Source organism: Arthrobacter sp. TJ-58 (assembly GCF_058269295.1).
The window spans coordinates 930,022-952,618 of record NZ_JBZCNM010000001.1 but is presented as its reverse complement, the minus strand read 5'-3'; the positions used below and the strand labels follow the sequence as shown (position 1 = coordinate 952,618).

Here is a 22,597-nt window from a genome sequence, read left to right as displayed (position 1 = left end):
GCTCCGATGCGCCAGGATCCGGCCGGAGACAACGGGCAGCTCTCCCTGCTGCACGGGTTTGTTGCCCCGGCCCGGAGCCTGGGCACGCAGCCCGCAGCACCCGAGCTGCCCATAGCGCGGGTGCTGCTGGATTCACCGCTGCCGCACCTGGACCGGCCGTTCGATTACCTGGTGCCGGCGGACCTGGACCGGGACGCCGTGCCCGGCGCGCGGGTCAAGGTCCGCTTCGGCGGGCAGCAGCTGCCCGGATTCATTATCGGGCGGGCAGCTGCTGCGGACACCTCCGCCCGCCTGGTTCCGCTGGGCAAAGTTGTTTCCCCGCAGCCGGTCCTGGCACCGCAGATCCTGCAGCTCGCGGAGGCGGTGGCGGCCCGCTATTCCGGCACCGTCCATGACGTGCTGCGGGTGGCTGTGCCGCCGCGCGCCGCACGCGTGGAAAAGGAATTCACCCCGCAGGCATGCGAGGCTGCGGAGGCGGGCGCCGATGTGCCGGACGGCCCCGAAGGCTCCGGGCCCAATCCCTGGGCACGGTATCCACACGGTCCGCGTTTTTTGACCCATCTGGCGGCCGGACACAGCCCGCGCGCCGTGCTCTCCTCCCTGGGCGGTTACGGCCCCGGGGCGTGGCCGGACGAAATCGCCGCGGCAGTACAGCACACCCTGCTCTCCGGGCGCGGCGCCGTCGTCGTCGTGCCCGATGCCAAGGACCTGGCCCGGCTGGAAACCGCGCTGGCAGCGCGCATCGGCGCCGCTGCCTTTGTGCGGCTGACGGCCGACGACGGCGCAACCCCGCGCTACCGTGCCTTCCTGAAGGTCCTGCACGGGGATGTGCAGGTGGTGATCGGTACCCGGTCAGCGGCCTACGCGCCGGTGCGCAACCTGGGGCTCGCGGTGATCTGGGACGACGCCGATGACCTCCACGCCGAACAGCGCGCGCCTTACCAGCACGTGCGCGATGTCCTGCTGCTGCGTGCCGCCGCGGAAAACACCGCACTGCTGCTGGCCTCGCACTCACGCAGCACCGAAGCCCAGCGGCTGGTGGCCAGCGGCTGGGCTGCGAGCATCGCCGCTGACCGCAGCACTGTGCGCCAGCTGGCTCCGCGCGTGGTCAGCACCGCCGATTCCTTCAACATGGAACGTGATCCGCTGGCGGCCCGCGCCCGGATTCCGCATGCCGCGTGGAAGGCGGCGCAGGACGGGCTGACCCGCGGCCCGGTGCTGGTGCAGGTGGCCCGCAGCGGCTTCTCGCCGGCATTGTCCTGCCAGGAGTGCCGGGAACCGGCGCGCTGCCGGGCCTGCGCAGGACCGCTGGGCCTGGCCAGCCGCAACGGCGTACCGGCCTGCCGCTGGTGCGGGCGCCCGGAACCAATGTGGAGCTGCGGAAACTGCGGGGGCACCCAGCTGCGCGGATCTGCGGCCGGTGCCGGACGAACGGCGGAAGAACTCGGCCGGGCCTTTCCTTCCGTCACGGTCATATCCTCCGCCGGAGACCATGTCCGGGCCGAGGTTTCCGATGCCCCGGCACTGGTGGTGGCGACGCCGGGGGCTGAGCCGGTGGCGGCCGGCGGCTATGCGGCCGCCGTGCTGCTGGACGGCAACGCCATGATGTCGCGGGAATCCCTGCGCGCGGGGGAGGAGACGCTGCGGCGCTGGTTCAGCGCGGCCGCCCTGGTCCGGCCCGCCGGAGACAAGGGGCTGGTAGTGGTCACTGCCGATGACACTTCAACGGTGGGCCACCTGCTGCGCTGGGACCCGGCCGGCGCCGCTGAGCGGGAGCTGGAGCTGCGCCGGGAACTGGGTCTGCCGCCCGCGGTGAGGTATGCCGAGCTCACCGGCTCCCGCGAGGCACTCAGCGCTTTTGTGCCGCGGCTGGACCTGCCGCCGGACGCCCGTGTGGTGGGCCCTGCACCGCTGGAAGATCCACCCGGCCCCGCGCCCGTTCACCGGGACGGACAGCTGGGCGGCTCCGGCGGCCGCTACCGTACGCTGCTGTTCTTTCCCTACGCTGCCGCTCCCGCGGTGACGGCTGCCATGCGGGCCACAAAGGCAGCGGTGTCGGCCAAGAGGACCGGAGACCCGGTGTACATCCGAGTGGATGGAACCGACGTCCTGTAAGGACCGAGCAGCGCTCAGCGCACGCGCACGCCGATTTTCCGTGTCCGGTGGTCCGGCTTTACCGGAAGGAGCAGGCTGAGTATCCCGCAGTTGTACTGCACATTGATGCAGTCAGTGTTGATCCCCGTGCCCAGAAGGACCTGCCGCTCAACGGTGCCGCATCCGCGCTCATGAACCCTCCAGCCGGGACCCGAACAATCCCGAAGGGTGCGGTGGGCACGGATGGTCAGGAGCTGGCCGGCCAGGGTGATTTCCACTGAGCCCGGGTCCGCGCCGGGCAGATCGGCATTCAGGATGTAATGGTCCCCGTGGCGGTACAGATCAACGGGGACGGCGCTGTTCGAAGCAGCGGCGGAGGGGAATTCGGGGCGGTGGTGTCCGGAACCCTCCGGTCCCGGCTGTTGGCCGAACCCGAAGGCCATGCGTATCAAACTCCTTCCTGCGTGGTGTCCGGGTGGAAGTTGTTCATCTGCAGTTTAAGACGGCGTTTGATGCACGGAAAAATCGAGGGAAAGCCCAGGCTACTGCCGATTCGGTTGTGCACAACTAAATTGTGGGCTAGGCTCGGACTATGAACGACGTCCTCCACCGCCAGGTCTGCTTTTCGCTGTACTCGGCTTCCCGCGCCGCCACCGCGGTGTACCGGCCGCTGCTGGAAGAGCTGGGCCTGACCTACCCGCAGTACCTCGTGCTGATGGTTCTGTGGGAAGAGGACGGCAGAAGCGTCCGGGACCTGGGCCGCGCCCTGGAACTGGATTCCGGAACGCTCTCGCCCCTGCTCAAGCGCCTCGAAGCCGCAGGCCTGCTGCGCCGCATCCGCTCCGCAGCGGATGAGCGCCGTGTGGAAGTCCACCTCACCGAGGACGGGCACAGCCTGCGGGAAAAAGCCCTGCCGCTGTCCCAGCACGTTGCCGAAGCAGCCGGACTGGCACCGGAGGAACTGCGGGCACTGCAGGAGACGCTGGTCAAAGTTACCCGCGCCCTGCGCACTGCCGCAGGCTAGCCTTTGCCGGACGCCCGTCCACCGATTTCCGTTCAGCTGATTTCCCCGCCAGATTTCCCCATTTTTTGTCCCCAACGGGCCCCCAAGCCCGCATCAAGGAAGGTATCGTCCATGACGAATTCCCCCCAGACCAGCCGCCAGATCCAGCTCGCTTCCCGTCCGGAAGGCTGGCCGACGGATGAGAACTTCCGCCTGGCCGAGGTGCCGGTGCCGGAACTCCAGGAGGGCCAGGTCCTGGTCCGCAACCTGTACATGTCAGTGGATCCGTACATGCGCGGCCGCATGAATGACGTCAAGTCCTACGTTCCGCCCTTCCAGATTGACGCCCCGCTCGACGGTGGCGCCATCGGTGAAGTTGTTGAGTCCCGTTCCGAGGGTCACAAGCCCGGAGACAAGGTCCTGCACGGCCTTGGCTGGCGTGAATACGCCGTCCTGGACGGCGCCCGCGCCCGCGTCATTGACACCGAGATTGCACCGGCCACCACCTACCTCGGGGTGCTGGGAATGACCGGTATGACGGCCTACGCCGGCCTGACCAAGGTCGCGGAGTTCAAGGAAGGCGACGTTGTTTTCGTTTCCGGTGCCGCCGGAGCCGTGGGTTCCCTCGTCGGGCAGATCGCCAAGGCCATGGGTGCCAAGAAGGTCATCGGCAGCGCCGGCTCCGCCGAGAAGGTCCAGCACCTGCTGGAGCTCGGCTTTGATGAGGCCTTCAACTACCACGACGGCCCCGTGAAGGAGCAGCTGAAGAAGGCTGCCGGCGAGGACGGCATTGACGTCTACTTCGACAACGTGGGCGGCGAGCACCTCGAAGCTGCCATCGCGGTGATGAACAAGGGCGGCCGGATCGCCATGTGCGGTGCCATCTCGCAGTACAACACCACCGACGCTCCCACGGGCCCGCGCAACCTGGCCCTGGCCATCGGCAAGGAGCTGACTCTGCGCGGCTTCATCGTGGGCAGCTACAACCAGTACGCTGACGAGTTTGCGTCCCTGATGTCCGGCTGGCTGCGCGACGGCGCCGTCAGCTACGACGAGACCTTCGTGGACGGACTGGAAAATGCCCCGCAGGCCTTCATTGACCTGATGAAGGGCGCCAACAAGGGCAAGATGATTGTGACCCTGAAGGCCTGATTCCGGCCTTCTGAGGCGGTGCTTCCGCACTGACTCCTGCCTCCAAAGCGGTCCCGGGCTCCAAGCCCGGGACCGCTTTGTGCTGGAATTGCCGGTCAGCGCTTCCGGAACAGGCGGACGGCCTCACCGGCGGCGGCAAGGAGTTCCGCGGCGGAGGTCTCCCAGGAATACTCGGCGGCCCGCTTCAGCCCGGCCTCGGAGACGCTGTGCCAGCGCTGCGGATCATCCAGGGTGCGGACGGCGTCTGCAAAGGCTTCCGGGCTGTCCGGATCCACCAGCAGTGCGGCACCGCCGGAGACCTCCCGGAAAATCGGAATGTCGCTGGCCACCACCGGGGTGCCGGCTGCCATGGCCTCAATCATCGGCAGCCCGTACCCCTCGGCCCGGGACAGGGTCACGAGGGCGGTGGCCGTCCGCAGCAAATCGCCGTACTCGGCGTCGGTGACGCCGTTGGAAAACACTACGCGGGCGCCGTCGGGCACCAGCGCCTGCAGTTCGCTGCGCCTCGCCGGCGAAATCCGGCTGAGCAGGTGCAGCGTGTAACCGGGCAGGTGCTCCATGCCGCGCACCACGGTTTCCACGTTCTTGTACGGCATGAACGAGCCCATGTAGAGCAGCGACTTCTGAGGCGAAGCTCCGGTCTCGCGGACAGGTGTTCCCGGCTGCGGAGCATTGCCGACAATGCGCACCGGGCGCCTGGTGAGCCGGTGCCGGGCCATCAGCGACCGGGTGGTGTCACTGATGGTGGCGACGACGTCGGCCCGGTTCAGCAGCAGCCGCTGCGGCCAGTACGCCAGATGGTAAAGCCGCCACAGACCCCGCACCGGGAGCGGGAGGAAGCCCGGCGGCGTCGGGTTCGAGTAATAAATCAGGTCGTGCAGGGTCAGGATCAGCGGATACTTCCGTCCCCAGCTGCCCATGGTCTGCATGGGGGAAACGACGACGTCGGCGCCAAGCCGGTTTACGCGCAGAGCCACCAGGAGTTCCGCGGGGGAGAGCGGACTGTTGATCTTCACCCAGGGCAGGTCCGGCAGCAGCGCCAGCTGACGTTCATCGGAGATCAGCATCAGCACGGACGCGTGGCGGGACACGGCCTCGATCAGGGAGGCACCGTACCGGCTGATCCCGTCGTGGTGATCCGTTCGCGTGAACCGCGCGTCCATGGCTATGCGCAGGGTCATGACTGCCTCCGGCGCAGGAAATCGGAGATGAGTTCCGCCGCCTCGGCCGGCGCCTCATAGTGGACCAGATGGCCGACCCCCGGCAGCACGTGCAGTTCCGCGTCCGGCATCAGCGCAGCCAGCCGGTGCTGTCCGGCAACGGACCCCAGATCATCGCGTTCGGCGGCAATCAGGAGCACCGGCATGCCGAGCGCGCCGGCACTGTCCCGCACCGTGGAGGAAATCGACGCCCGGAAGGCATCCAGCACCACGTTCCGGTTGGCGAAGGCGCTGAAATACGCGTCATGCTGTCCGTGGATCCAGCGCCGCAGTGAACGGTCCCGGGTCTTGGCCATGAAAATGCTCATGCCGCGGACGATGGCCGGATGCTGCAGCAGGGCCATGCCCAGCGGCTCGGGCAGCCGGGCAGCGGCCAGGTAGTACAGCTCCGCGGCCTTGCTGGTGATGCCTTTAGGACCCTCCAGTGCAGGTTCACAGATGGGGTTCACCAGGATGAGCTCGCTGATGAGTTCCGGATGTTCGGCCGCCACCCGGGACGCAATGATGGAACCGAAGGAATGTCCCAGCAGCACCGTGTCCGGGCCCAGGTCCGGAAGTCCGCCTGCGAGGGCCGCCGCCGCAAAGCCGGCGTAAGCGCCGACGTCGTGCGTTCCCGGAAGGGGCTGGGCGGAGCCGAAGCCGGGCAGGTCCGGAACCAGAACCCGGTGCTCGGGGAGGGCCTCCACGATGCGCAGCAGGCCGTGGTGGTCGCCGCGGAAGCCGTGGACCATGAAGATCGGCGGCGCCTCAGCCTCGGGCCCGCTGGATGCCGTGCCGTCCCCGGCACCGGGTACCGCGGGAAAATCCCAGCAGCGCTGCAGCGTGCCGTCCACGGCAAAGGTCCGGACCACGGCCCGGCGGGAGAAGGTAACCTCCGCCGTCGTGCTTCCCCGAAAGGCGGTGCGCACTAGTTGACCGTGTCGGGATGCGAGCCGGAGCGCTGGTTCCGGTCCAGGCCGGCAACGGCATTGCGCTGTGCGGGGCTTAGCTCAAAGGAAAAGACGTCAAGATTCTCTGCCATCCGCTCCGGGGAGCTGGCCTTGGGAATCGCGGTGATGCCCTGCTCCATGTGCCAGCGGAGGATGACCTGTGCGGGGGAGACCCCCAGATCGGCGGCAAGGGACGTGATGACCGGATCGGCGAGGACCGCGCCGCGGCCCAGCGGACTCCACGCCACCGTGCGGATCCCCAGTTCCTCGTGCAGTGCGATCAGTTCGCGCTGCTGGAGCCAGGGATGCAGCTCCACCTGGTTGACTGCCGGAACCACATCGGCAGCATTCATCAAGGTGCGCAGGTGGTCCGGCTGGAAGTTGGACACGCCGATCGCCCGGATCCGGCCGGCACGGTACAGCTCCTCCATGGCCCGGTAGGTCTCGACGAACAGACCCCGCTCGGGACAGGGCCAGTGGATCAGGTACAGGTCCAGAACGTCCAGGCCGAGACGGGACATGGAGGCGTCAAAGGCACGCAGGGTGGAGTCGTAACCCTGGTCCGTATTCCACACCTTTGACGTGAGAAAGATCTCATCGCGGACGGTATTGGTCTCTTCCGTGAATGTCCGCAGACCCTCCCCAACACCCTCCTCATTGCCGTACAACGCTGCGGTATCAACGTGGCGGTAGCCCGTTTTGAGGGCGTCAAGGACCAGTCGTGCTGCATCCGGGGCGGGAACCTTGTAGGTGCCAAAACCCATCTGATCCATGTAAACGCCGTTATTGAGTGTAAGTTTGGGTGCCGGTTCCATGCAGAAGACTCTACCGAGGATGGCGCCCGCCGTTGGAATCGTTTCTGACCGCGGCACTGGATGAGGGGGCCGCCCGGCACGGAAAAGTACCTGTACTTTCCGTGGGCTGTGGCGTTTTGGTGGAGAATCTTGATTGCATGGTGCACGACGGCAACACTGCTCAAGCGGGACAGCGGTACTTCAGCTTCCCGTGGCTGACTGGGGATGGAGTCGTGGCAGAGTTAACCAAAACCAGCGAAAAATCTGCTGGTACATCAGATGAGAAGGATGGAGAAGTCAATGGTGACTCTCGGTGAGGTATTCCTCAGTGAGTTTGCGGGAACAGCAATACTGATTTTGCTGGGCTGCGGCGTGGTGGCGAATGTTGCCCTGCGCAAGACGAAGGGCAGCGGGGGCGGGACCCTCATGGTCAACTTTGGCTGGGGCCTGGGCGTGTTCGCAGGTGTGTTCGTGGCTGTTCAGTCCGGCGCACACCTCAACCCGGCGGTGACCTTCGGGCTGCTGTTCAACGGTTCGGAACTGGCTCCCGGTGTGGAGACAAGCTTTGCCTCAGTGCTCGTGTACCTGAGCGCTCAGCTGCTCGGTGCAATGCTGGGTGCCGTGGTGACCTGGCTGGCCTACAAGAAGCAGTTCGATGACGAGCCCGACGCCGAGAACATCCTCGGGGTGTTCTCCACGGGCCCGGCCATCCGCTCCTACGGATGGAACGTCGTGACTGAGATCATCGGCACATTTGTGCTGGTCTTCGTCATTCTGGCCTTCGGCGGGACCCCCAACGAGCTCGGCCCGCTGGCCGTGGGCCTCCTGGTGGTTGCCATTGGCGCCTCCCTCGGCGGCCCCACCGGCTACGCCATCAACCCTGCGCGTGACCTCGGCCCGCGCATCGTGCACGCCCTGCTGCCCATCCCCAACAAGGGCAAGAGCGACTGGGCCTATGCCTGGGTGCCGATTGTCGGACCGATCATCGGCGGTTCACTGGCCGGCATTGTCTTCAACGGCATTCCGATGCCCGTTGTCTAAGACCGCATACCGGTTAACTGACTCCACCCCCTCGTCCATTCAGCAGTAAAAGGAGCGAACCATGACTGACCCCACGTACATCATTGCCATCGACCAGGGCACCACCAGCAGCCGTGCGATCGTTTTTGACCATGACGGCAACATTGTCTCGACCGGCCAGAAAGAACACGAGCAGATCTTCCCCCGTGCAGGCTGGGTGGAGCACGATCCTCAGGAAATCTGGACGAACGTCCGCGAAGTTGTGGGCACCGCGCTGTCCAAGGCGAACCTGACCCGGCACGACATTGCCGCCGTCGGTATCACCAACCAGCGCGAAACCGCAGTGGTCTGGGACAAGACCACCGGTGAGCCCGTCTACAACGCCATTGTCTGGCAGGACACCCGTACGCAGCCCACCGTGAACGAACTGGCAGCCGACGGCGGCCTGGAGCGTTACAAGGACCGCGTCGGCCTGCCGCTGGCCACCTACTTCTCCGGCACCAAAATCAAGTGGATCCTGGACAACGTTGAAGGAGCGCGGGAGCGCGCCGAAGCCGGCGACCTGATCTTCGGCAACACCGATTCCTGGATCGTTTGGAACCTCACCGGCGGCACCGACGGCGGCGTGCACATCACCGACGTCACCAACGCCTCCCGCACGCTGTTCATGAACCTGGAGACGCTCACCTGGGACGAGGACATCCTCAAGGACTTCGGCGTGCCGCTGTCCATGATGCCCGAGATCAAGTCCTCTTCCGAGGTCTACGGCACGGTCCACACCTCACAGCTGCTGCGTGAAACCCCGGTTGCCGGCATCCTGGGCGACCAGCAGGCCGCTACCTTCGGCCAGGCAGCCTTCGGACAGGGCAGCGCCAAGAACACCTACGGCACCGGCTGCTTCCTGATCTTCAACACCGGTGAAGAAATTGTCCGTTCCGAGAACGGCCTGATCACCACGGTGGCGTACCAGCTGGGCGACGCCAAGCCGGTTTACGCACTGGAAGGCTCCATCGCCGTCACGGGATCACTGGTTCAGTGGCTGCGGGACAACCTGGGCATGATCCAGAGCGCACCGGAGATTGAGGCCCTGGCCAATGAGGTCACCGACAACGGCGGCGTCTACATTGTGCCGGCCTTCTCCGGTCTGTTCGCTCCGCACTGGCGCTCCGACGCACGCGGCGCCATTGTGGGCCTGACCCGCTTTGTAAACAAGAACCACATTGCCCGCGCTGCTCTGGAGGCCACGGCCTTCCAGACCCGCGAGGTGCTCGACGCCGTCAACGCCGACTCGGGCGTTCCGCTCACCGAGCTGCGCGTGGACGGCGGCATGGTTGCCAACGAGGCACTCATGCAGTTCCAGGCAGACATCCTGGGCGTGGACGTAGTCCGCCCCAAGATTGTGGAGACCACGGCTCTGGGCGCTGCTTACGCAGCCGGCCTGGCAGTGGGCTTCTGGAACAACACCGATGAGCTGGAGACCAAGTGGGCTGAAGACAAGCGCTGGGCTCCGAAGATGGAAGACAGCGAACGCCAGCGCCAGATGCGTCTGTGGTCCAAGGCCGTAACGCGGACCTTTGACTGGGTTGACGAGGACGTGCTCTAACCCAGGCACGTGAGCGTCTGTGAACCGGCACCAGGTCTTCGGACGGTGTAAGGACACAGGGCTTTCTCGCGAAGGGCCCCGGCGGGTAACCGCCGGGGCCCTTCGTCTTTGGCTAGAAGTAGCTCACACCGCTGGTCTTGAACGGCAGGCCCAGTCCGCCGGCCACCTCCGCCACCACCTCGGGGCAGAAGTAGTACCACTTCAGCTCGGCAATGAGCGGTGCCCCGTACGCGCCGCGGAGGCGCAGGACGTCGCCCACCACTTCGGGCTCGTGCGGTGCGTTTTTCGGACGCTCCCACATCAGGATGACGTCCTCGCCGTCGAAGTGATGGATGCTCGCCCGGAACAGCTCCCCGGCGTCCGGACCGAAGTTGTGGCTCATGGACCCGGAGCGGATCTCCTCGTGTCCGGTCTCGCTGACGTTGCCCACCACCTCGGTGCGTCCGCCGGACAGGAACAGCTCCACCATGGCGTCGATGTCGTAAGCATTGAAGGCTTCGGTCAGCCGGCGCAGCAGCAGCGCATGTTCGGCCGGCTGAGCGGTGCCGGTTCCGGTCCAGGAATCCGCGGAAATTGCAGCCAAGCCGGCCCCGGTGCGGGCTGCCTGCAAAGTTGCCCGGCCGCGGTGCAGGGCCGACTTCACCGCCCCGGTGCTCGTGTCCAGCATCCCGGCCACCTCAGCCAGCGGATAGGCAAAGACGTCCTTGAGGACCACGCACGCACGTTCACGCGGCGGCAGCAGCTGCAGCAGATGCCGCAGCGCAGCTTCCACCTCCAGGCTCACCAGCGGGTCCGCGGCCGTATCGTCCGGAAGGTCTGCGCCGGAGCCGGTCCACTCCAGCGCGGCCCTGCTGCTGCGGCGCAGGGAGTCTATCCAGGTGTTCGTGGCAATCCGCACCAGCCAGGCCTGCGTATTTCGAATCGGTTCGTGCCGCTGTGACGCCTCCGCCAGGGCCTTGGTCAGAGTTTCCTGCAGCAGGTCCTCGGCATCCCACACCGTGGGAGTCAGGCTGCGGCAGTACGCGTACACGGAGGCCCGCACCGGCTCCAGCGCTACCAGGAAATCGCGGCGTGCCTGCCGCAGATCCCTCCTGTTTTCCGCGAAAGCTGCGCTCTCTTCCGCCGTTCCGGCTTCCATGGCCGTTCCCGTTCCGAGTGTCATTGCCGGTATCCCCTCTCTCCCCGCCGAGGCGGTGCCTGATGCAAAGCATGGCACTGCGCCATGTTCTTAACCGGTAGACGCACTGGGTGGCCAAAAAGATACGGAGCGGACGGAATCTCTGTGAAGGCATGGCAGAATCGCCGGATGGAACTGCACACGCCCCGCCTCCTCCTGCGCCCTTACCGGGAAGCGGATGTGGCTGCCGTGCACCGCTTCGCCTCCGACCGGCGGCTGACCGAATACGTCGAATGGGGTCCCAATACCCTGCAGGACAGCCGCGACTTCCTGGCTTCCTGCCTCGCCGAGGAGCAGCAGACTCCCCGGCGGGCCTTCACCTTTGCGCTGACAGCGCCCGACGGCGGCGAAGGATTTCGCGGTGACGGAGCCGGCGGCGAAGGATCCGGCGAGCCGTTCGGCTCCGTGGGGCTGACACTGAACGGGGCCGGTACCGGTACCGGATCCGGCACCGCAGGGTCCACGGGGGAAGTCGGGTACGTCCTGGCCGCCGACCACTGGGGCCGAGGCTATGCCACGGAGGCCGCGGCCGCCGTCGTCGGCTTTGGCTTCGGCACGCTGGGACTGAACCGGATCACCGCCACCTGCCGGCCGGCCAACGCCGCTTCGTCCCGGGTGCTGGAGAAGACCGGAATGGTGCTGGAAGCCCGGCTGCCCGCGCACAAACTCATCCGGGGCCGGTGGGAAGATTCGCTGCTGTATGCGATCGCTTCGTCATAGGCTGTGGCGCGGCTGCCGCAAAGGGGCGGCTGTTGTAAAGTGGAAAGATGAACGTTTCCCTCCTCCTTAGGTAGCCGCGCACCGTCCGTGCGCGGCCCAGCCCCTTGCCTGCCGAGGGGCTTTTGTGTGTCTGGGGGAGAGCGTGGCGAAACTTGAGTTTTAAGCGGCGGGACCGGCACGGACCGGCGACCGCGGATCAACAGGATTTCTTTGAGGACAGAGGCGACAACAGTGAGTACGCAGTCACAGACGGATGAGTCTGAAGAGGCCGTATACAGTTTTGCGGACATCGAGCAGAAGTGGCCGGCGGTCTGGGACGAGCTCGGTGTGTTTCAGCCCGCCGACGACGGTTCCAAGGAACGCCGCTACGTGCTGGACATGTTCCCGTACCCCTCCGGTGACCTGCACATGGGCCACGCCGAAGCGTTTGCCATGGGCGACGTCGTCGCCCGGTACTGGCGCCAGCTCGGCTACGACGTGCTGCACCCGATCGGCTGGGACTCCTTTGGCCTGCCCGCTGAAAACGCGGCCATCAAGAACAACGCGCACCCCAGCGACTGGACCTACCGCAACATTGACACGCAGGCTGCGTCGTTCAAGCGCTACGCCATCAGCGTTGACTGGTCGCGCCGGATCCAGACCTCGGACCCGGAGTACTACCGCTGGACGCAGTGGCTGTTCAAGCGTTTCTACGAGCGGGGCCTGGCTTACCGCAAGAACTCCCCGGTCAACTGGTGCCCGAAGGACCAGACCGTGCTGGCCAACGAGCAGGTTGTCAACGGAGCCTGTGAGCGCTGCGGCACCCAGGTCACCAAGAAGTCACTGAACCAGTGGTACTTCAAGATCACTGATTACGCGGACCGCCTGCTCGATGACATGGAGCAGCTCAAGGGCCACTGGCCCGAGCGTGTGCTGGCCATGCAGAAGAACTGGATCGGCCGCTCCGAAGGCGCGCACGTCCGGTTCACCATCGAGGCCGACGGCGACAAGCCGGCCGAGCAGGTCACCGTCTTCACCACCCGCCCGGACACCCTGGCCGGAGCCACGTTCTTCGTGGTGGCCGCCGATGCTCCGCTGGCGGTCGAGCTGACCACCGACGAAAACATGGACGCCCTGCAGGATTACCGCGAGCAGGTCAAGGCCCTCTCGGACATTGAGCGCCAGTCCACCGAGCGCACCAAGACCGGTGTCTTCACCGGCCGCTACGCCGTGAACCCGCTCAACGGTGAAAAGCTGCCCGTCTGGGCCGCCGACTATGTGCTGGCCGACTACGGCACCGGCGCCATCATGGCCGTGCCCGCGCATGACCAGCGCGACCTGGACTTCGCCAAGACCTTTGACCTGCCGGTCAAAGCCGTCCTGGACACCGGGGAAGAGGATCCGGCAGAGACCGGCATCGCCACCACCGGTGAAGGTACCCTGATCAACTCCGGCAAGCTGGACGGGCTGCCCAAGTCCGAGGCCATTCCCGCTGCCATCGAGATGCTCGAGGAACAGGGCACGGGCGAGAAGTTCGTGAACTTCCGCCTGCGCGACTGGCTGCTCTCCCGCCAGCGCTTCTGGGGCACGCCCATCCCGATCATCCACTGCGAGAACTGCGGCGAGGTTCCGGTCCCGGACGACCAGCTGCCCGTCACCCTGCCCACCGGGCTGAAGGGCGAGGCGCTGGCGCCGAAGGGCACCTCCCCGCTGGCTTCCGCCGAGGACTGGGTCAACGTTTCCTGCCCCACCTGCGACGGCCCGGCCCGCCGCGACACGGACACCATGGACACCTTCGTGGACTCGTCCTGGTACTTCATGCGCTTCGTTTCCCCGCACTACACCGACGGACCGTTTGATCCGGAGGCTGCGAAGAACTGGATGCCCGTGGGCCAGTACGTGGGCGGCGTCGAACACGCCATCCTGCACCTGCTCTACGCGCGCTTCTTCACCAAGGTGGTCCATGACATGGGCCTGCTGGAAGCCAGCGAGCCCTTCAGCTCGCTGCTGAACCAGGGCCAGGTCCTGAACGGCGGCAAGGCCATGTCCAAGTCCCTGGGCAACGGCGTGGACCTGGGCCAGCAGCTGGACAAGTACGGCGTCGACGCCGTGCGCCTCACCATGATCTTCGCTTCCCCGCCGGAGGACGACGTCGACTGGGCGGACGTTTCGCCGTCGGGCTCCGCGAAGTTCCTGGCCCGCGCCTGGCGCCTGGGCCAGGGTGTCACCAGCGAACCCGGCGTCGACTTCGCCAAGGGCGACAAGAAGCTGCGCGCGCTGACGCACCGCACGGTTGCCGACGCCACCGAGCTGCTGGAGAACAACAAGTTCAACGTGGTGGTGGCCCGGACCATGGAACTGGTCAACGCCACCCGCAAGGCGATCGACTCCGGCGTCGGCGGAGCGGACCCCGCGGTCCGCGAAGCCGCCGAGACCGTGGCGATCATCCTGAGCCTGTTCGCCCCGTACACCGCCGAGGACCTGTGGGCACTGCTGGGCCGTCCGGCCTCCGTGGTCAACGCCGGCTGGCCGGCCGTGGATGAAACGCTGCTGGTCCAGGACACGGTCACCGCCGTCGTCCAGGTGCAGGGCAAGGTGCGCGACCGCCTCGAGGTGTCCGCAGACATCAGCGAGGATGACCTGCGCGAACTGGCGCTGGCCTCCGACGCCGTGCAGAAGGTTCTGGACGGGCGCGGAATCCGCACCGTGATCGTGCGCGCGCCGAAGCTCGTGAACATCGTTCCGGCGTAAGCTGGCGCTTCAACAGGAAGCACGGCGCGGCTGCAGCGCGGCGCGCGGCGATACGAGGGGCGGATGAACGTGGACTGGCTGGACAAGCTGAGTGCGCGCGCAAAACGGAGGCGGCTTCGGGAAACCGGTGCCGCCCCCGTGCCCCGTGTAGGTGTAGTTACGGATTCCGCCGCCGCGTTGCCGGCTAACTGGGCACGTTCCGCCGAGGTCACCGACCTGGTGCGCGTGGTGTCCATGCCGGTCATGATTGGCGACCAGATTTACAGCGAGGGCACCGACCGCCTGGTCGGTGCCCTCGCGTTGGCTTTGGCGCAGGGTTCCGACGTGCGGACTTCGCGTCCGGCTCCGGGCCAGTTTGAGGCTGCCTATGCAGAACTCGCCGCCCTGGGCTGCAGCTCGGTGGTTTCACTGCACATGTCCGGGGAATTGTCCGGAACCGTGGATTCCGCCCGGCTGGCGGCCCGCTCCGCCCCTCTCCCGGTGACCGTCGTCGATACGGCCAGCGTGGCGATGGGTCTGGGCTTCGCCGTGACGGCAGCTGCCGAAACAGCGCGCGACGGAGGTTCGGCTGCGGCTGTGGAGGCTGCTGCCCGCGCCGCCGCCGCCTCCAGCGCCATCCTCTTTTACGTACCCAGCCTCGATCAGCTGCGCCGCGGCGGCCGCATCGGGGCAGCAGCAGGCTGGTTCGGCACCCTGTTTGCCGTCAAACCGATCCTGGTGGTGAAGGCGGGCAAGGTGGTTCCGCTGGAACGGGTACGTTCGGCGCCCCGGGCACTGGCCCGGCTCACCGAACTGGTCCAACAGGAAATCGCCGCACGGACCGTCCCGGTGCGCGTGGCCGTGCACCACTTCGGGAATGAATCCGAGGCCGAACGGCTGGCCGGTGCCATTGAGGAAACATCTCCGGACGTTGAGCTGACGATCTGCTCGCTGCCGGCAGTCCTGGCGGCCCACGCAGGGCTGGGGGTTTTGGCGGTGGCGGTATCCGGGGACTCCGGCGTTTCACCGCAGGTACGGGCTGCCGGGCCGGAGCCGCAGTAGGGCGCTCTGGCTTCGCCGCGGGCCTTCAGGCAGCGGTCTTAGCCGCGGGCCTGAACCGGATTGGCGAACGGCAGCCTGCCGTGAACCTGCAGGAACTGCGCATGGTAAGCAGCCAGCGCACCATTGAGTTCCTCCGCCGGCAGTTCCTTCCACGCCAGCAAAAGGTCCTCCGCATCTGCTAGCTGCCAGATCAGCCTCCCGTCCCAGTGCCCCGTGGGCCGGCCGTTTCCGAAGTCCACAAATTCGGAGATCTGGCGGCGGAGCCCGCGGTTTCCCTTGCTGCCCGGGCTGGCTTTGCCGATGAACAGGACATCTGCGTCCGCCACCCATTCGGCCGCGAGCTGGTCCTTCGGAAGGGACGGGTTTTTCTTCTTGAAAGTGCCGGCAGTGCTTTGGGGAAGGAACCGGGGCTCAAATCCGGCGGGCCGCAGCACCATGAAGATCCCCTGGCGCTGCGGAATCCGGTTGATGTCGAGGGCCGCAATGGGCCGGAATCCGGTGAACCCGTCGGCGGTGAGGGACTTCTTGTTCAACGGTTGGGGGCTCCTGGATCTGGACGGGCGGGATGTGGCTGGCGCAGCGCCCCTGCTGCGGGGCGATTCGCACCTTCGATGTTACCGGGCCGTGCTCTGCCCGCTTCCACTGATGGCGTGTAGCTTCGTGGTCCCTGGTCCCTGCCACTCGCGATCTAGGAATGCACTCGGCGAATACGATCCGTCGGGTCCGCGTTTGACTCATCCCTCTGACACCTGCAGGGGGTCCGGACCTAAGCTGAACGGGGCAGGACGGATACGGCTGGACAACGGGCCCGGATCACTTCTGATCGCCCTCGAGCGCCCCGCGCAGGGCCCACCGGACAAGCGAGGCTTTGGTCAAAGTTTCGCGCTAACAGGGAGCATCGATATGTGCACAGGCATCAGGTACACAGACGGCAACGGCAACCTCTATTTCGCACGCAACCTCGACTGGACGTCGGACTTCGGGGAACGGGTGGTGGTGACCCCCACCGGTTATGCCACCAAGTCTCCGTTCGGTGCGGTGCCGCGCATCCAGCACGCCGTGATCGGCATGGGCATCGTGCAGGAGGACACCCCGCTGTACTTCGACTGCGGCAATGATGCGGGCCTGGCTGTCGGCGGCCTGAATTTTCCGGGATACGCGCAGTACGCTCCGGGGCCGGTTGAGGGCAAGACGAACGTTCCCGCGTTTGAGTTCCCGCTCTGGGTTGCCTCCCAGTTCACCACTGTTGACGAGGTCGAGGCGGCACTGGAAAACGTCGTCATCGTGGACAGGCCGATCAATGACAAGTACCCCAGCTCGCTGCTGCACTGGCTAATCGTCGACAAGACCCGTGCCATCGTGGTGGAGCATACGAGCGAGGGCATGAACGTCTTCCACGACGACGTCGACGTCCTCACCAACCAGCCCGGTTTCGGCTGGCACCATGAAAACCTCCGCAACTACCTCAACACGTCCCCGGACTTCCCGGAGGAGGTTGTGATCAACCAGGCGCATCTGACGCCGTTCGGATCCGGGTCCCTCATGCGCGGGATACCGGGCGATTACTACTCTCCGTCAAGGTTTGTGCGTGCGGCCTATGTCAACGCGCACTACCCGCAGAAGACGACTGAGGAGGAGAACGTCAGCCGTGCGTTCCACACCCTGCAGCAGATTGCGATGGTGGAGGGGAGTGCAGCCATGGGTTCCGGCGAGTTCGAAAAGACCACGTACACCGGGCTCTTCTCCTCCCGGACCATGACCTATTACTGGAACACGTACGACGACCCGGCTATCCAAAGCGTGGCGATGGCGGACTACAAGGCAGACGGAACGGAGATTGTGGTCGTTTAACCTGAATTTCTCCGATGAAAGTCATCCTGCACAGGGTGCCTTGCATCCAGGCAAAGCAGTTGATCTGCACAGGTCACGTCCGCGCCGTTCGGGGCAGCCCAGCGCCGCCCTAACTTTGCCTGCATGGCAGAACACCGCTGGGACACCGCCCCCTCCGCATCGAGGCTGAACTCTCCATGGCCGGCTTCCGGGGCTGCGCAGCAGGAACCGCCTCCGGTCTCTGCAGCCGAGGACCCTCGGGGTGAAGCGGACGCCCCGGGTGATGTCCCTGCACCGCGGCGCTGGATGATGTCTTTCCGCGCCGCTGCTCTGGCGGTTTGTCTGCTGGTGGGGATTACCGCCGGCCTGGCGGTCTTCAAGGGGGCCGGGGCGGATACCGAGGTCAGCAGTGTTGACCTGGCTGCTGACGGTCCGGAGGCCGGAGATCCCTCAGCAGGTACCGGTACGGGCTCCGCCGCAGATGCCGACGGGAATGGAGCCGCCGGAGGTCCCGCCGGTTCCGGAGCCGGCGCTGAGGGCGCGTCCCGGAGCGAGCCGACGGGGGTTTCCACTGAATCGGCAGCGGGGGAGTCGCCCACCCGTCCATCGATCCTGGTCATCCATGTCGCCGGCGCCGTGGGCCGGCCCGGTGTCGTCCAAGTGCCCTCCGGCAGCAGGACCGTCGACGCCGTGGATGCGGCCGGGGGAGCAGCGGCTGATGCGGACCTCACCGCGGTGAACCTCGCGGCGCCGCTGCAGGACGGGATGATGGTCATCGTTCCCCGGGTAGGTGAAACCCTTGAAAACCCGGCACCCGTCACCGCTCCGCCGGCCGGCGAAGCAGCCGGCAACGGAACGGGGCCAGGCGGAACCGGGGGTACGGCGTCGATTCCCGGGTCGGGTGCCCTGGTCAACATCAATTCGGCATCCCTGCAGGAACTTGATGCCCTCCCTCGGGTGGGACCCGTCATCGCGCAGCGGATCATCGACTGGCGGGCCGATCACGGGAAATTTTCCCGGCCTGAAGACCTGGATGCAGTTCCCGGCATAGGAGAAGCGATGCTGGCCGCGCTGCTTCCTCTCATCGCGGTCTGACAGCCGCGCGGTGACGAGGGGACACGAGGCTCAAGGGCCCGGACAAGAAGCTCGCGGAGGAGCAGGGCAACCGCTGCGGCGTGATCTTCACCAGCCCAGCCGTTGGCAGCGATACACCAGTGCAGCTATTCGCGGTCCCGGATCATTGGGCCCCGGACCGGGGGAGACAGGAACACCTTCTGCGGACAGCCCGCTACCCGCGGGACACCCTGGATCCGGCATCCGGCCTCCGCGATTCCTCCACGGGGTACTTCGACACCAAGACCGCCTCGTTGGCCTTGGGCAACGCCTTCGTGCCCGGGCACCGGAGCGGCCGGCCGAGAGCCGAATCCGTCCGCTGCTGGAGTTGAGGCTTGTGCCGGTGGCAGCAGCGTCGTGGGGCTCGGCGGCGCTCGCGGTCCGTTCAGACAGCGGCGACGCCAAGACGGTTGGGGTCGTCCTCGCCGTCGTGTCGCTGATCCTTGTGGTGCTCGTTCTCGTTCCGAGAAGAGACCAGGTCCCGGGTGTGAGAACCAGCGGCGCCCATCTCATCTTCAGAACCGCTGCCCGGGCTGCCGCGGTACCTCTGGCAGCCGCGGCGCTGGTCTGCGTGTGCTCCGGCATTCTGCTCGCTGAGCGCACTGCCGGTCCCGTGGCGGCCGCCATAGCTGACGGAAGTTCGATCACAGGCACGTTCCGTGCGACCACAGACTCGCGTGCCGCAGCGGCCGATCGTTTCAGCGGAGGCCCCCGGTACGTCACGGAGGCCGTGCTGGAGGAGGCAACCGGAGACGGCAGGAAGTTCTCCGCCGCGGCAACCGTCCTGGTCCTGGGCGGCAGCGGTTACGGACAAGTTCAGCTGGGAGACCGGTTCCGTGCAGCCGGGACCCTGCAGGCCACCGACCCCGGGGAATGGTCAGTGGCACTGCTCTTCGCGAACGGGCAGCCGGAGGTGCAGGCGGCAGGCGGCTGGTACGGAGAAACGGCGCGCATCCGGGCAGCCTTTGCCGCTTCTGCCCGGCAACGTGCGGGGAGTATCGGCAATGACGCGGCCGGCCTGCTCCCGGGTATGGTTCTGGGGGACCGGAGCGCCCTGGATGACTCGGTGGCAACCGCCATGAAAAACACGGGCCTGACTCATATTGTTGCCGTCTCCGGAGCCAACTGCGGATATCTGCTGGCCTTCGTTTTTCTCCTGGCCAGGGCGGCGAGACTACCGCGCGGGGTGGCTGCCGCCGCCGGCGTCGCAGCCCTGCTGGGATTTGTTCTGGTGGTACGCCCCGATGCCAGCGTCCTGCGGGCGGCGGTCATGGGCAGCCTCGGTACGCTCGCTGTGCTGTCCGGGCGAGGAAAGCTCCCCGCTGCACTGCTGAGCCTTTCCATCACGGTCCTGCTGGCCATTGATCCCTGGCTGAGCGGCAGCTACGCGTTCATCCTCTCGGTTTTGGCGACGCTGGGGCTGGTGCTGCTCGGACCGCGGCTGACCGAGGTCCTCGCCCGCGCCCTGCCGTGGCCGGTGGCAGCAGCCCTTGCCGTGCCGCTGGCCGCCCAGTTTTTCTGTTCTCCGGTCCTGGTGCTCCTGCAGCCGCAGGTTCCGGCGTTCTCCCTGCCAGCCAACGTGGCCGTCGCGCCTGTGGTGCCCCTGGTGACCGTGGTCGGCATGCTCGCAGCGGTCGCCGCGGCGTCAGTCCCGGCTGCGGCGGGGCCGCTGGTGGTCCTCTCAGGAGGCGGCGCAGCATGGACGGCCATGGTCGCGAAGTTCTTCGACGGGCTGCCCGGATCATTGCTGCCCTGGCCGCCGGGCACAGCGGGCGTTCTCCTCATGGCGGCCGCCGCCGGTGCCGGTGTCTGGCTGTTGTGGCGTGTCGGACCACCCGGTGAGGAGAAACAGAGCGCTGTGGCAGCGGGGGCAATGACCCGCCGCGGCGCAGCCTCTGCGACACACGCGGTGCGCGGGGCAGCAAACGCCGGGCAACAGGCCGTGGTGCGGGCAGCGCCGGCACGGATCCGGGCGGCCCGGCCGCGCTGGCTCGCTTTCGCAGCAGCGTTCCTGGTCCTGCCCGCGCTGGGTGCCGCTGCGTGGACGCATCTGAGGCCCGGTGCGGTGTCTGCCGAATGGATAGTCGCCGCCTGTGATGTGGGGCAGGGGGACGGGTTGGTGGTGCGCACGGCGGAGCACCGAGCCGTGGTCATTGACGCCGGGCCCGATCCGGAGATGATGGACCGCTGCCTCACCCGGCTGCAGGTGGAGGTCGTCGACCTGTTTATCCTTTCTCATGCCCATCTGGACCACTACGGCGGAGCCTCCGGTGTGCTGCGCGGCCGCACGGTACAGCAGATCGCCTATTCGTCGGCGGAGCCGGATCTGCCCGCCCCGCTTCAAGAAGTTCTGGAAGGCTCAGGAGCCGAGACGACCCGGTTGACCGAGGGCATGGGAACCCGGACCGGTGCTGCTGACTGGGACGTTCTGTGGCCGGAGGTTGGCAGTACGCCCGACAACGAAAACGATGCCAGCTCCGTGATTCTGATGACCGTGGACCCCGCGGCGGCACTGACTGAGAACGGCCAGCAGACGCCGGCTGATGACGTCGCCCGATTAAGCATTCTGCTGACCGGAGACATTGAAGAAGATGCGTCCGCCGTCCTGCTCTCCCGGCATGCCGAGTTACGAAGTGTGGACGTGGACGTCCTCAAGATTCCCCATCACGGTGCCCGCAACGGCGGTACAGCACTGATCGATGCGCTGGCCCCGCGGCTGGCGCTGATCTCAGTCGGTGCTGACAATGACTATGGGCATCCCGGACCGGAAATCCTTCAAGCGCTGAGTTCAAACGGGACGGTTGTGGCCCGAACGGATCAGCTGGGCTCGGTCAGTCTCACCGTGGACGGGACTACGCTGCACATTGCCCGGATGGCCGGGCAATGAAGCAGCGGGTTCTCTTTCCTGCTGCCGGGAGAGGCATGTCTATGTAATTCGAGTCGGAGGCGCTGGACAAAAAGTCGGTTCCTAAAGATCCGATGACTGGGTACAAACCGTTCAGCAGCGCAAAATTATGAGCTTAAGTGCCACACCGACGGCGGTTCGCTCATTCTTCACAGCGGTCCGGACGCGGCCTGGCCGGGGTTGTATGAAATCAACTGCTGAGTTGCCCGTCCGCGGCAGCTGCCCTGAGTTATTCCTTCTGTACCTGGGCTTTTCCTTCTGGATCAGAGCGAAAGCTATGTATGCTCTGCCCAGTGGCCGAAGGGGCACCGAAGTCTCACGAAGAAAGCAGGTCCCGCATGAAGACCCATCCCCTCAGTGCATTTATTGGTGTGGGCCTAGTAGTTCTTACCGGGTGTACCTCTGCTGCAGAGTCGGGTGACAGCCCCAGTCCCAGCCCGAGCGCGGCCAGCAGCGGGGACGCCGCACCCGTGCAGGATTCCCGGCTGGATGCTGTATTGGCCAACGGCACTTTAAAGGTCTGCACCACAGGTGACTACCGGCCTTTTACATATCTTGATCCCGCAACAGGTGAATGGAGCGGTATCGACATAGAGATGGCTAAGGACTTGGCAGCCAGAATGGACGTGGACGTGGAGTATGTTCAAACCTCCTGGGCTACATTGATGCCGGACTTCCTTAGCAAATGCGACATCGCCGTCGGCGGCATCTCCATCTCTATGGAACGCTCGGAACAGGCCTTCTACACCATGGCGACGCTGGACGAGGGAAAAACCCCCATCACACTGTGCGAAAATGTGGACAAGTACGACACCGTCGAAGAAATAAACCAGCCGGGTGTCCGATCCATCACCCCCATTGGCGGCACCAATGAGAAGTTTGCCGAAGCGAATTATCCGGCCGGGGATATCATCCGTTTCGAGGATAACAATGCCATCTTTGATGAGATCATCGCCGGCCGTGCGGATGTGATGACCACGGATGCGTCGGAGACCCTGTGGGTTGCCAACGAACATCCCGAGCTGTGCGCTGTACATCCGGAGAACCCGTTCAACTTCTCCCAAAAGGCGTATCTCCTCCCGCGTGGAGACGGTGTGTTTCAGGAATATCTGAACCAGTGGCTGAACATGAGCTTCAACGATGGAACCTACGATGCTGCCAAGGCACCCTGGTTCGGGTAGCAGCCATGTGGAAGGGTCCACGGTGGAAGCCGATGCCGCCCGGATGGCCGGGCCGTGAAGGCGGGCGGGTAATCTTGAAGTGTTT

Annotated in this window: 18 protein-coding genes; 12 read left to right on the top strand and 6 right to left on the bottom strand. The window is 65.9% G+C overall.

The genetic code is table 11. The annotated features are described in order from the left end of the window. Positions 1-6 precede the first annotated feature (6 nt). Positions 7-2,115: a primosomal protein N' gene (locus AC4D2W_RS04340; protein ID WP_490925663.1), complete on the top strand. Its 2,109-nt coding sequence runs from the start codon at positions 7-9 to the stop codon at positions 2,113-2,115. Positions 2,116-2,129: 14 nt separating this feature from the next. Here AC4D2W_RS04340 and AC4D2W_RS04335 read toward each other — a convergent pair whose 3' ends face one another. Next, the gene (locus AC4D2W_RS04335; protein ID WP_490925662.1) at positions 2,130-2,537 is read right to left on the bottom strand and encodes an Hsp20/alpha crystallin family protein; all 408 of its coding nucleotides are present in this window, start codon (positions 2,535-2,537) and stop codon (positions 2,130-2,132) included. 149 nt (positions 2,538-2,686) lie between these two features. On the opposite strand from AC4D2W_RS04335, the gene AC4D2W_RS04330 reads away from it, so the two are divergent. Continuing rightward, a complete protein-coding gene (locus AC4D2W_RS04330; protein ID WP_490925661.1) occupies positions 2,687-3,118 on the top strand; it encodes a MarR family winged helix-turn-helix transcriptional regulator in 432 nt (143 codons plus the stop codon). 111 nt (positions 3,119-3,229) lie between these two features. Beyond that, positions 3,230-4,249 carry an NADP-dependent oxidoreductase gene (locus AC4D2W_RS04325; RefSeq protein WP_490925660.1) on the top strand — a complete coding sequence of 340 codons (1,020 nt, stop codon included), beginning with the start codon at positions 3,230-3,232 and terminating at the stop codon, positions 4,247-4,249. A 95-nt stretch (positions 4,250-4,344) separates the two neighbouring features. On the opposite strand, the gene AC4D2W_RS04320 is transcribed toward AC4D2W_RS04325, so the two are convergent. From AC4D2W_RS04320 to AC4D2W_RS04310, 3 genes are read right to left on the bottom strand one after another with little or no spacing between them, the layout of a single operon-like run. Continuing rightward, positions 4,345-5,424, bottom strand: a complete 1,080-nt coding sequence (locus AC4D2W_RS04320) for a glycosyltransferase family 4 protein (protein ID WP_490926022.1) — start codon at positions 5,422-5,424, stop codon at positions 4,345-4,347. Between the two features lie 2 nt (positions 5,425-5,426). Then, positions 5,427-6,377, bottom strand: a complete 951-nt coding sequence (locus AC4D2W_RS04315) for an alpha/beta fold hydrolase (RefSeq protein ID WP_490925659.1) — start codon at positions 6,375-6,377, stop codon at positions 5,427-5,429. Further along, on the bottom strand, positions 6,377-7,213 hold the full coding sequence (locus AC4D2W_RS04310) for an aldo/keto reductase (protein ID WP_490925658.1): 837 nt from the start codon (positions 7,211-7,213) through the stop codon (positions 6,377-6,379). The genes AC4D2W_RS04315 and AC4D2W_RS04310 overlap by 1 nt, the downstream gene beginning before the upstream one ends. A gap of 282 nt (positions 7,214-7,495) precedes the next feature. On the opposite strand from AC4D2W_RS04310, the gene AC4D2W_RS04305 reads away from it, so the two are divergent. Continuing rightward, positions 7,496-8,233: an MIP/aquaporin family protein gene (locus AC4D2W_RS04305; RefSeq protein WP_490926020.1), complete on the top strand. Its 738-nt coding sequence runs from the start codon at positions 7,496-7,498 to the stop codon at positions 8,231-8,233. A 61-nt stretch (positions 8,234-8,294) separates the two neighbouring features. Then, positions 8,295-9,815 carry a glycerol kinase GlpK gene (gene glpK, locus AC4D2W_RS04300; protein WP_490925657.1) on the top strand — a complete coding sequence of 507 codons (1,521 nt, stop codon included), beginning with the start codon at positions 8,295-8,297 and terminating at the stop codon, positions 9,813-9,815. 112 nt (positions 9,816-9,927) lie between these two features. Here the strand turns inward: glpK and AC4D2W_RS04295 are convergent, their stop codons facing one another. Then, positions 9,928-10,977, bottom strand: coding sequence for a sigma-70 family RNA polymerase sigma factor (locus AC4D2W_RS04295; protein ID WP_490925656.1), 1,050 nt, complete (start codon positions 10,975-10,977; stop codon positions 9,928-9,930). 144 nt (positions 10,978-11,121) lie between these two features. On the opposite strand from AC4D2W_RS04295, the gene AC4D2W_RS04290 reads away from it, so the two are divergent. The 3 genes from AC4D2W_RS04290 (at position 11,122) to AC4D2W_RS04280 (ending at position 15,483) form a co-directional block, all read left to right on the top strand. Further along, complete coding sequence (locus AC4D2W_RS04290) at positions 11,122-11,712, top strand: GNAT family N-acetyltransferase (RefSeq protein ID WP_490925655.1); 591 nt, start codon at positions 11,122-11,124, stop codon at positions 11,710-11,712. 231 nt (positions 11,713-11,943) lie between these two features. Next, positions 11,944-14,442: a leucine--tRNA ligase gene (gene leuS / locus AC4D2W_RS04285; protein WP_490925654.1), complete on the top strand. Its 2,499-nt coding sequence runs from the start codon at positions 11,944-11,946 to the stop codon at positions 14,440-14,442. 63 nt (positions 14,443-14,505) lie between these two features. Further along, on the top strand, positions 14,506-15,483 hold the full coding sequence (locus AC4D2W_RS04280) for a DegV family protein (RefSeq protein WP_490925653.1): 978 nt from the start codon (positions 14,506-14,508) through the stop codon (positions 15,481-15,483). Between the two features lie 38 nt (positions 15,484-15,521). Here the strand turns inward: AC4D2W_RS04280 and AC4D2W_RS04275 are convergent, their stop codons facing one another. After that, positions 15,522-16,016, bottom strand: a complete 495-nt coding sequence (locus AC4D2W_RS04275; RefSeq protein WP_490925652.1) for a hypothetical protein — start codon at positions 16,014-16,016, stop codon at positions 15,522-15,524. 370 nt (positions 16,017-16,386) lie between these two features. Between AC4D2W_RS04275 and bsh the strand changes: the two genes are divergently transcribed. The 4 genes from bsh (at position 16,387) to AC4D2W_RS04255 (ending at position 22,512) form a co-directional block, all read left to right on the top strand. Next, the gene (bsh, locus tag AC4D2W_RS04270) at positions 16,387-17,334 is read left to right on the top strand and encodes a choloylglycine hydrolase (RefSeq protein ID WP_490925651.1); all 948 of its coding nucleotides are present in this window, start codon (positions 16,387-16,389) and stop codon (positions 17,332-17,334) included. Positions 17,335-17,457: 123 nt separating this feature from the next. After that, the gene (locus AC4D2W_RS04265; RefSeq protein WP_490925650.1) at positions 17,458-18,408 is read left to right on the top strand and encodes a ComEA family DNA-binding protein; all 951 of its coding nucleotides are present in this window, start codon (positions 17,458-17,460) and stop codon (positions 18,406-18,408) included. 361 nt (positions 18,409-18,769) lie between these two features. Beyond that, positions 18,770-21,313, top strand: coding sequence for a ComEC/Rec2 family competence protein (locus tag AC4D2W_RS04260; protein ID WP_490925649.1), 2,544 nt, complete (start codon positions 18,770-18,772; stop codon positions 21,311-21,313). A 356-nt stretch (positions 21,314-21,669) separates the two neighbouring features. Then, positions 21,670-22,512, top strand: a complete 843-nt coding sequence (locus AC4D2W_RS04255) for a transporter substrate-binding domain-containing protein (protein ID WP_490925647.1) — start codon at positions 21,670-21,672, stop codon at positions 22,510-22,512. The last annotated feature ends 85 nt before the right edge of the window (positions 22,513-22,597 follow it).

Excerpts from the sequence above, each read along its gene's own strand:
- AC4D2W_RS04340 (WP_490925663.1), top strand. The coding sequence starts at position 7 with ATGCGCCAGGATCCGGCCGGAGACAACGGGCAGCTCTCCCTGCTGCAC.
- AC4D2W_RS04335 (WP_490925662.1), bottom strand. The coding sequence starts at position 2,537 with ATGGCCTTCGGGTTCGGCCAACAGCCGGGACCGGAGGGTTCCGGACAC.
- AC4D2W_RS04330 (WP_490925661.1), top strand. The coding sequence starts at position 2,687 with ATGAACGACGTCCTCCACCGCCAGGTCTGCTTTTCGCTGTACTCGGCT.
- AC4D2W_RS04325 (WP_490925660.1), top strand. The coding sequence starts at position 3,230 with ATGACGAATTCCCCCCAGACCAGCCGCCAGATCCAGCTCGCTTCCCGT.
- AC4D2W_RS04310 (WP_490925658.1), bottom strand. The coding sequence starts at position 7,213 with ATGGAACCGGCACCCAAACTTACACTCAATAACGGCGTTTACATGGAT.
- glpK (WP_490925657.1), top strand. The coding sequence starts at position 8,295 with ATGACTGACCCCACGTACATCATTGCCATCGACCAGGGCACCACCAGC.
- AC4D2W_RS04295 (WP_490925656.1), bottom strand. The coding sequence starts at position 10,977 with ATGACACTCGGAACGGGAACGGCCATGGAAGCCGGAACGGCGGAAGAG.
- AC4D2W_RS04290 (WP_490925655.1), top strand. The coding sequence starts at position 11,122 with ATGGAACTGCACACGCCCCGCCTCCTCCTGCGCCCTTACCGGGAAGCG.
- AC4D2W_RS04280 (WP_490925653.1), top strand. The coding sequence starts at position 14,506 with ATGAACGTGGACTGGCTGGACAAGCTGAGTGCGCGCGCAAAACGGAGG.
- bsh (WP_490925651.1), top strand. The coding sequence starts at position 16,387 with ATGTGCACAGGCATCAGGTACACAGACGGCAACGGCAACCTCTATTTC.
- AC4D2W_RS04265 (WP_490925650.1), top strand. The coding sequence starts at position 17,458 with ATGGCAGAACACCGCTGGGACACCGCCCCCTCCGCATCGAGGCTGAAC.
- AC4D2W_RS04255 (WP_490925647.1), top strand. The coding sequence starts at position 21,670 with ATGAAGACCCATCCCCTCAGTGCATTTATTGGTGTGGGCCTAGTAGTT.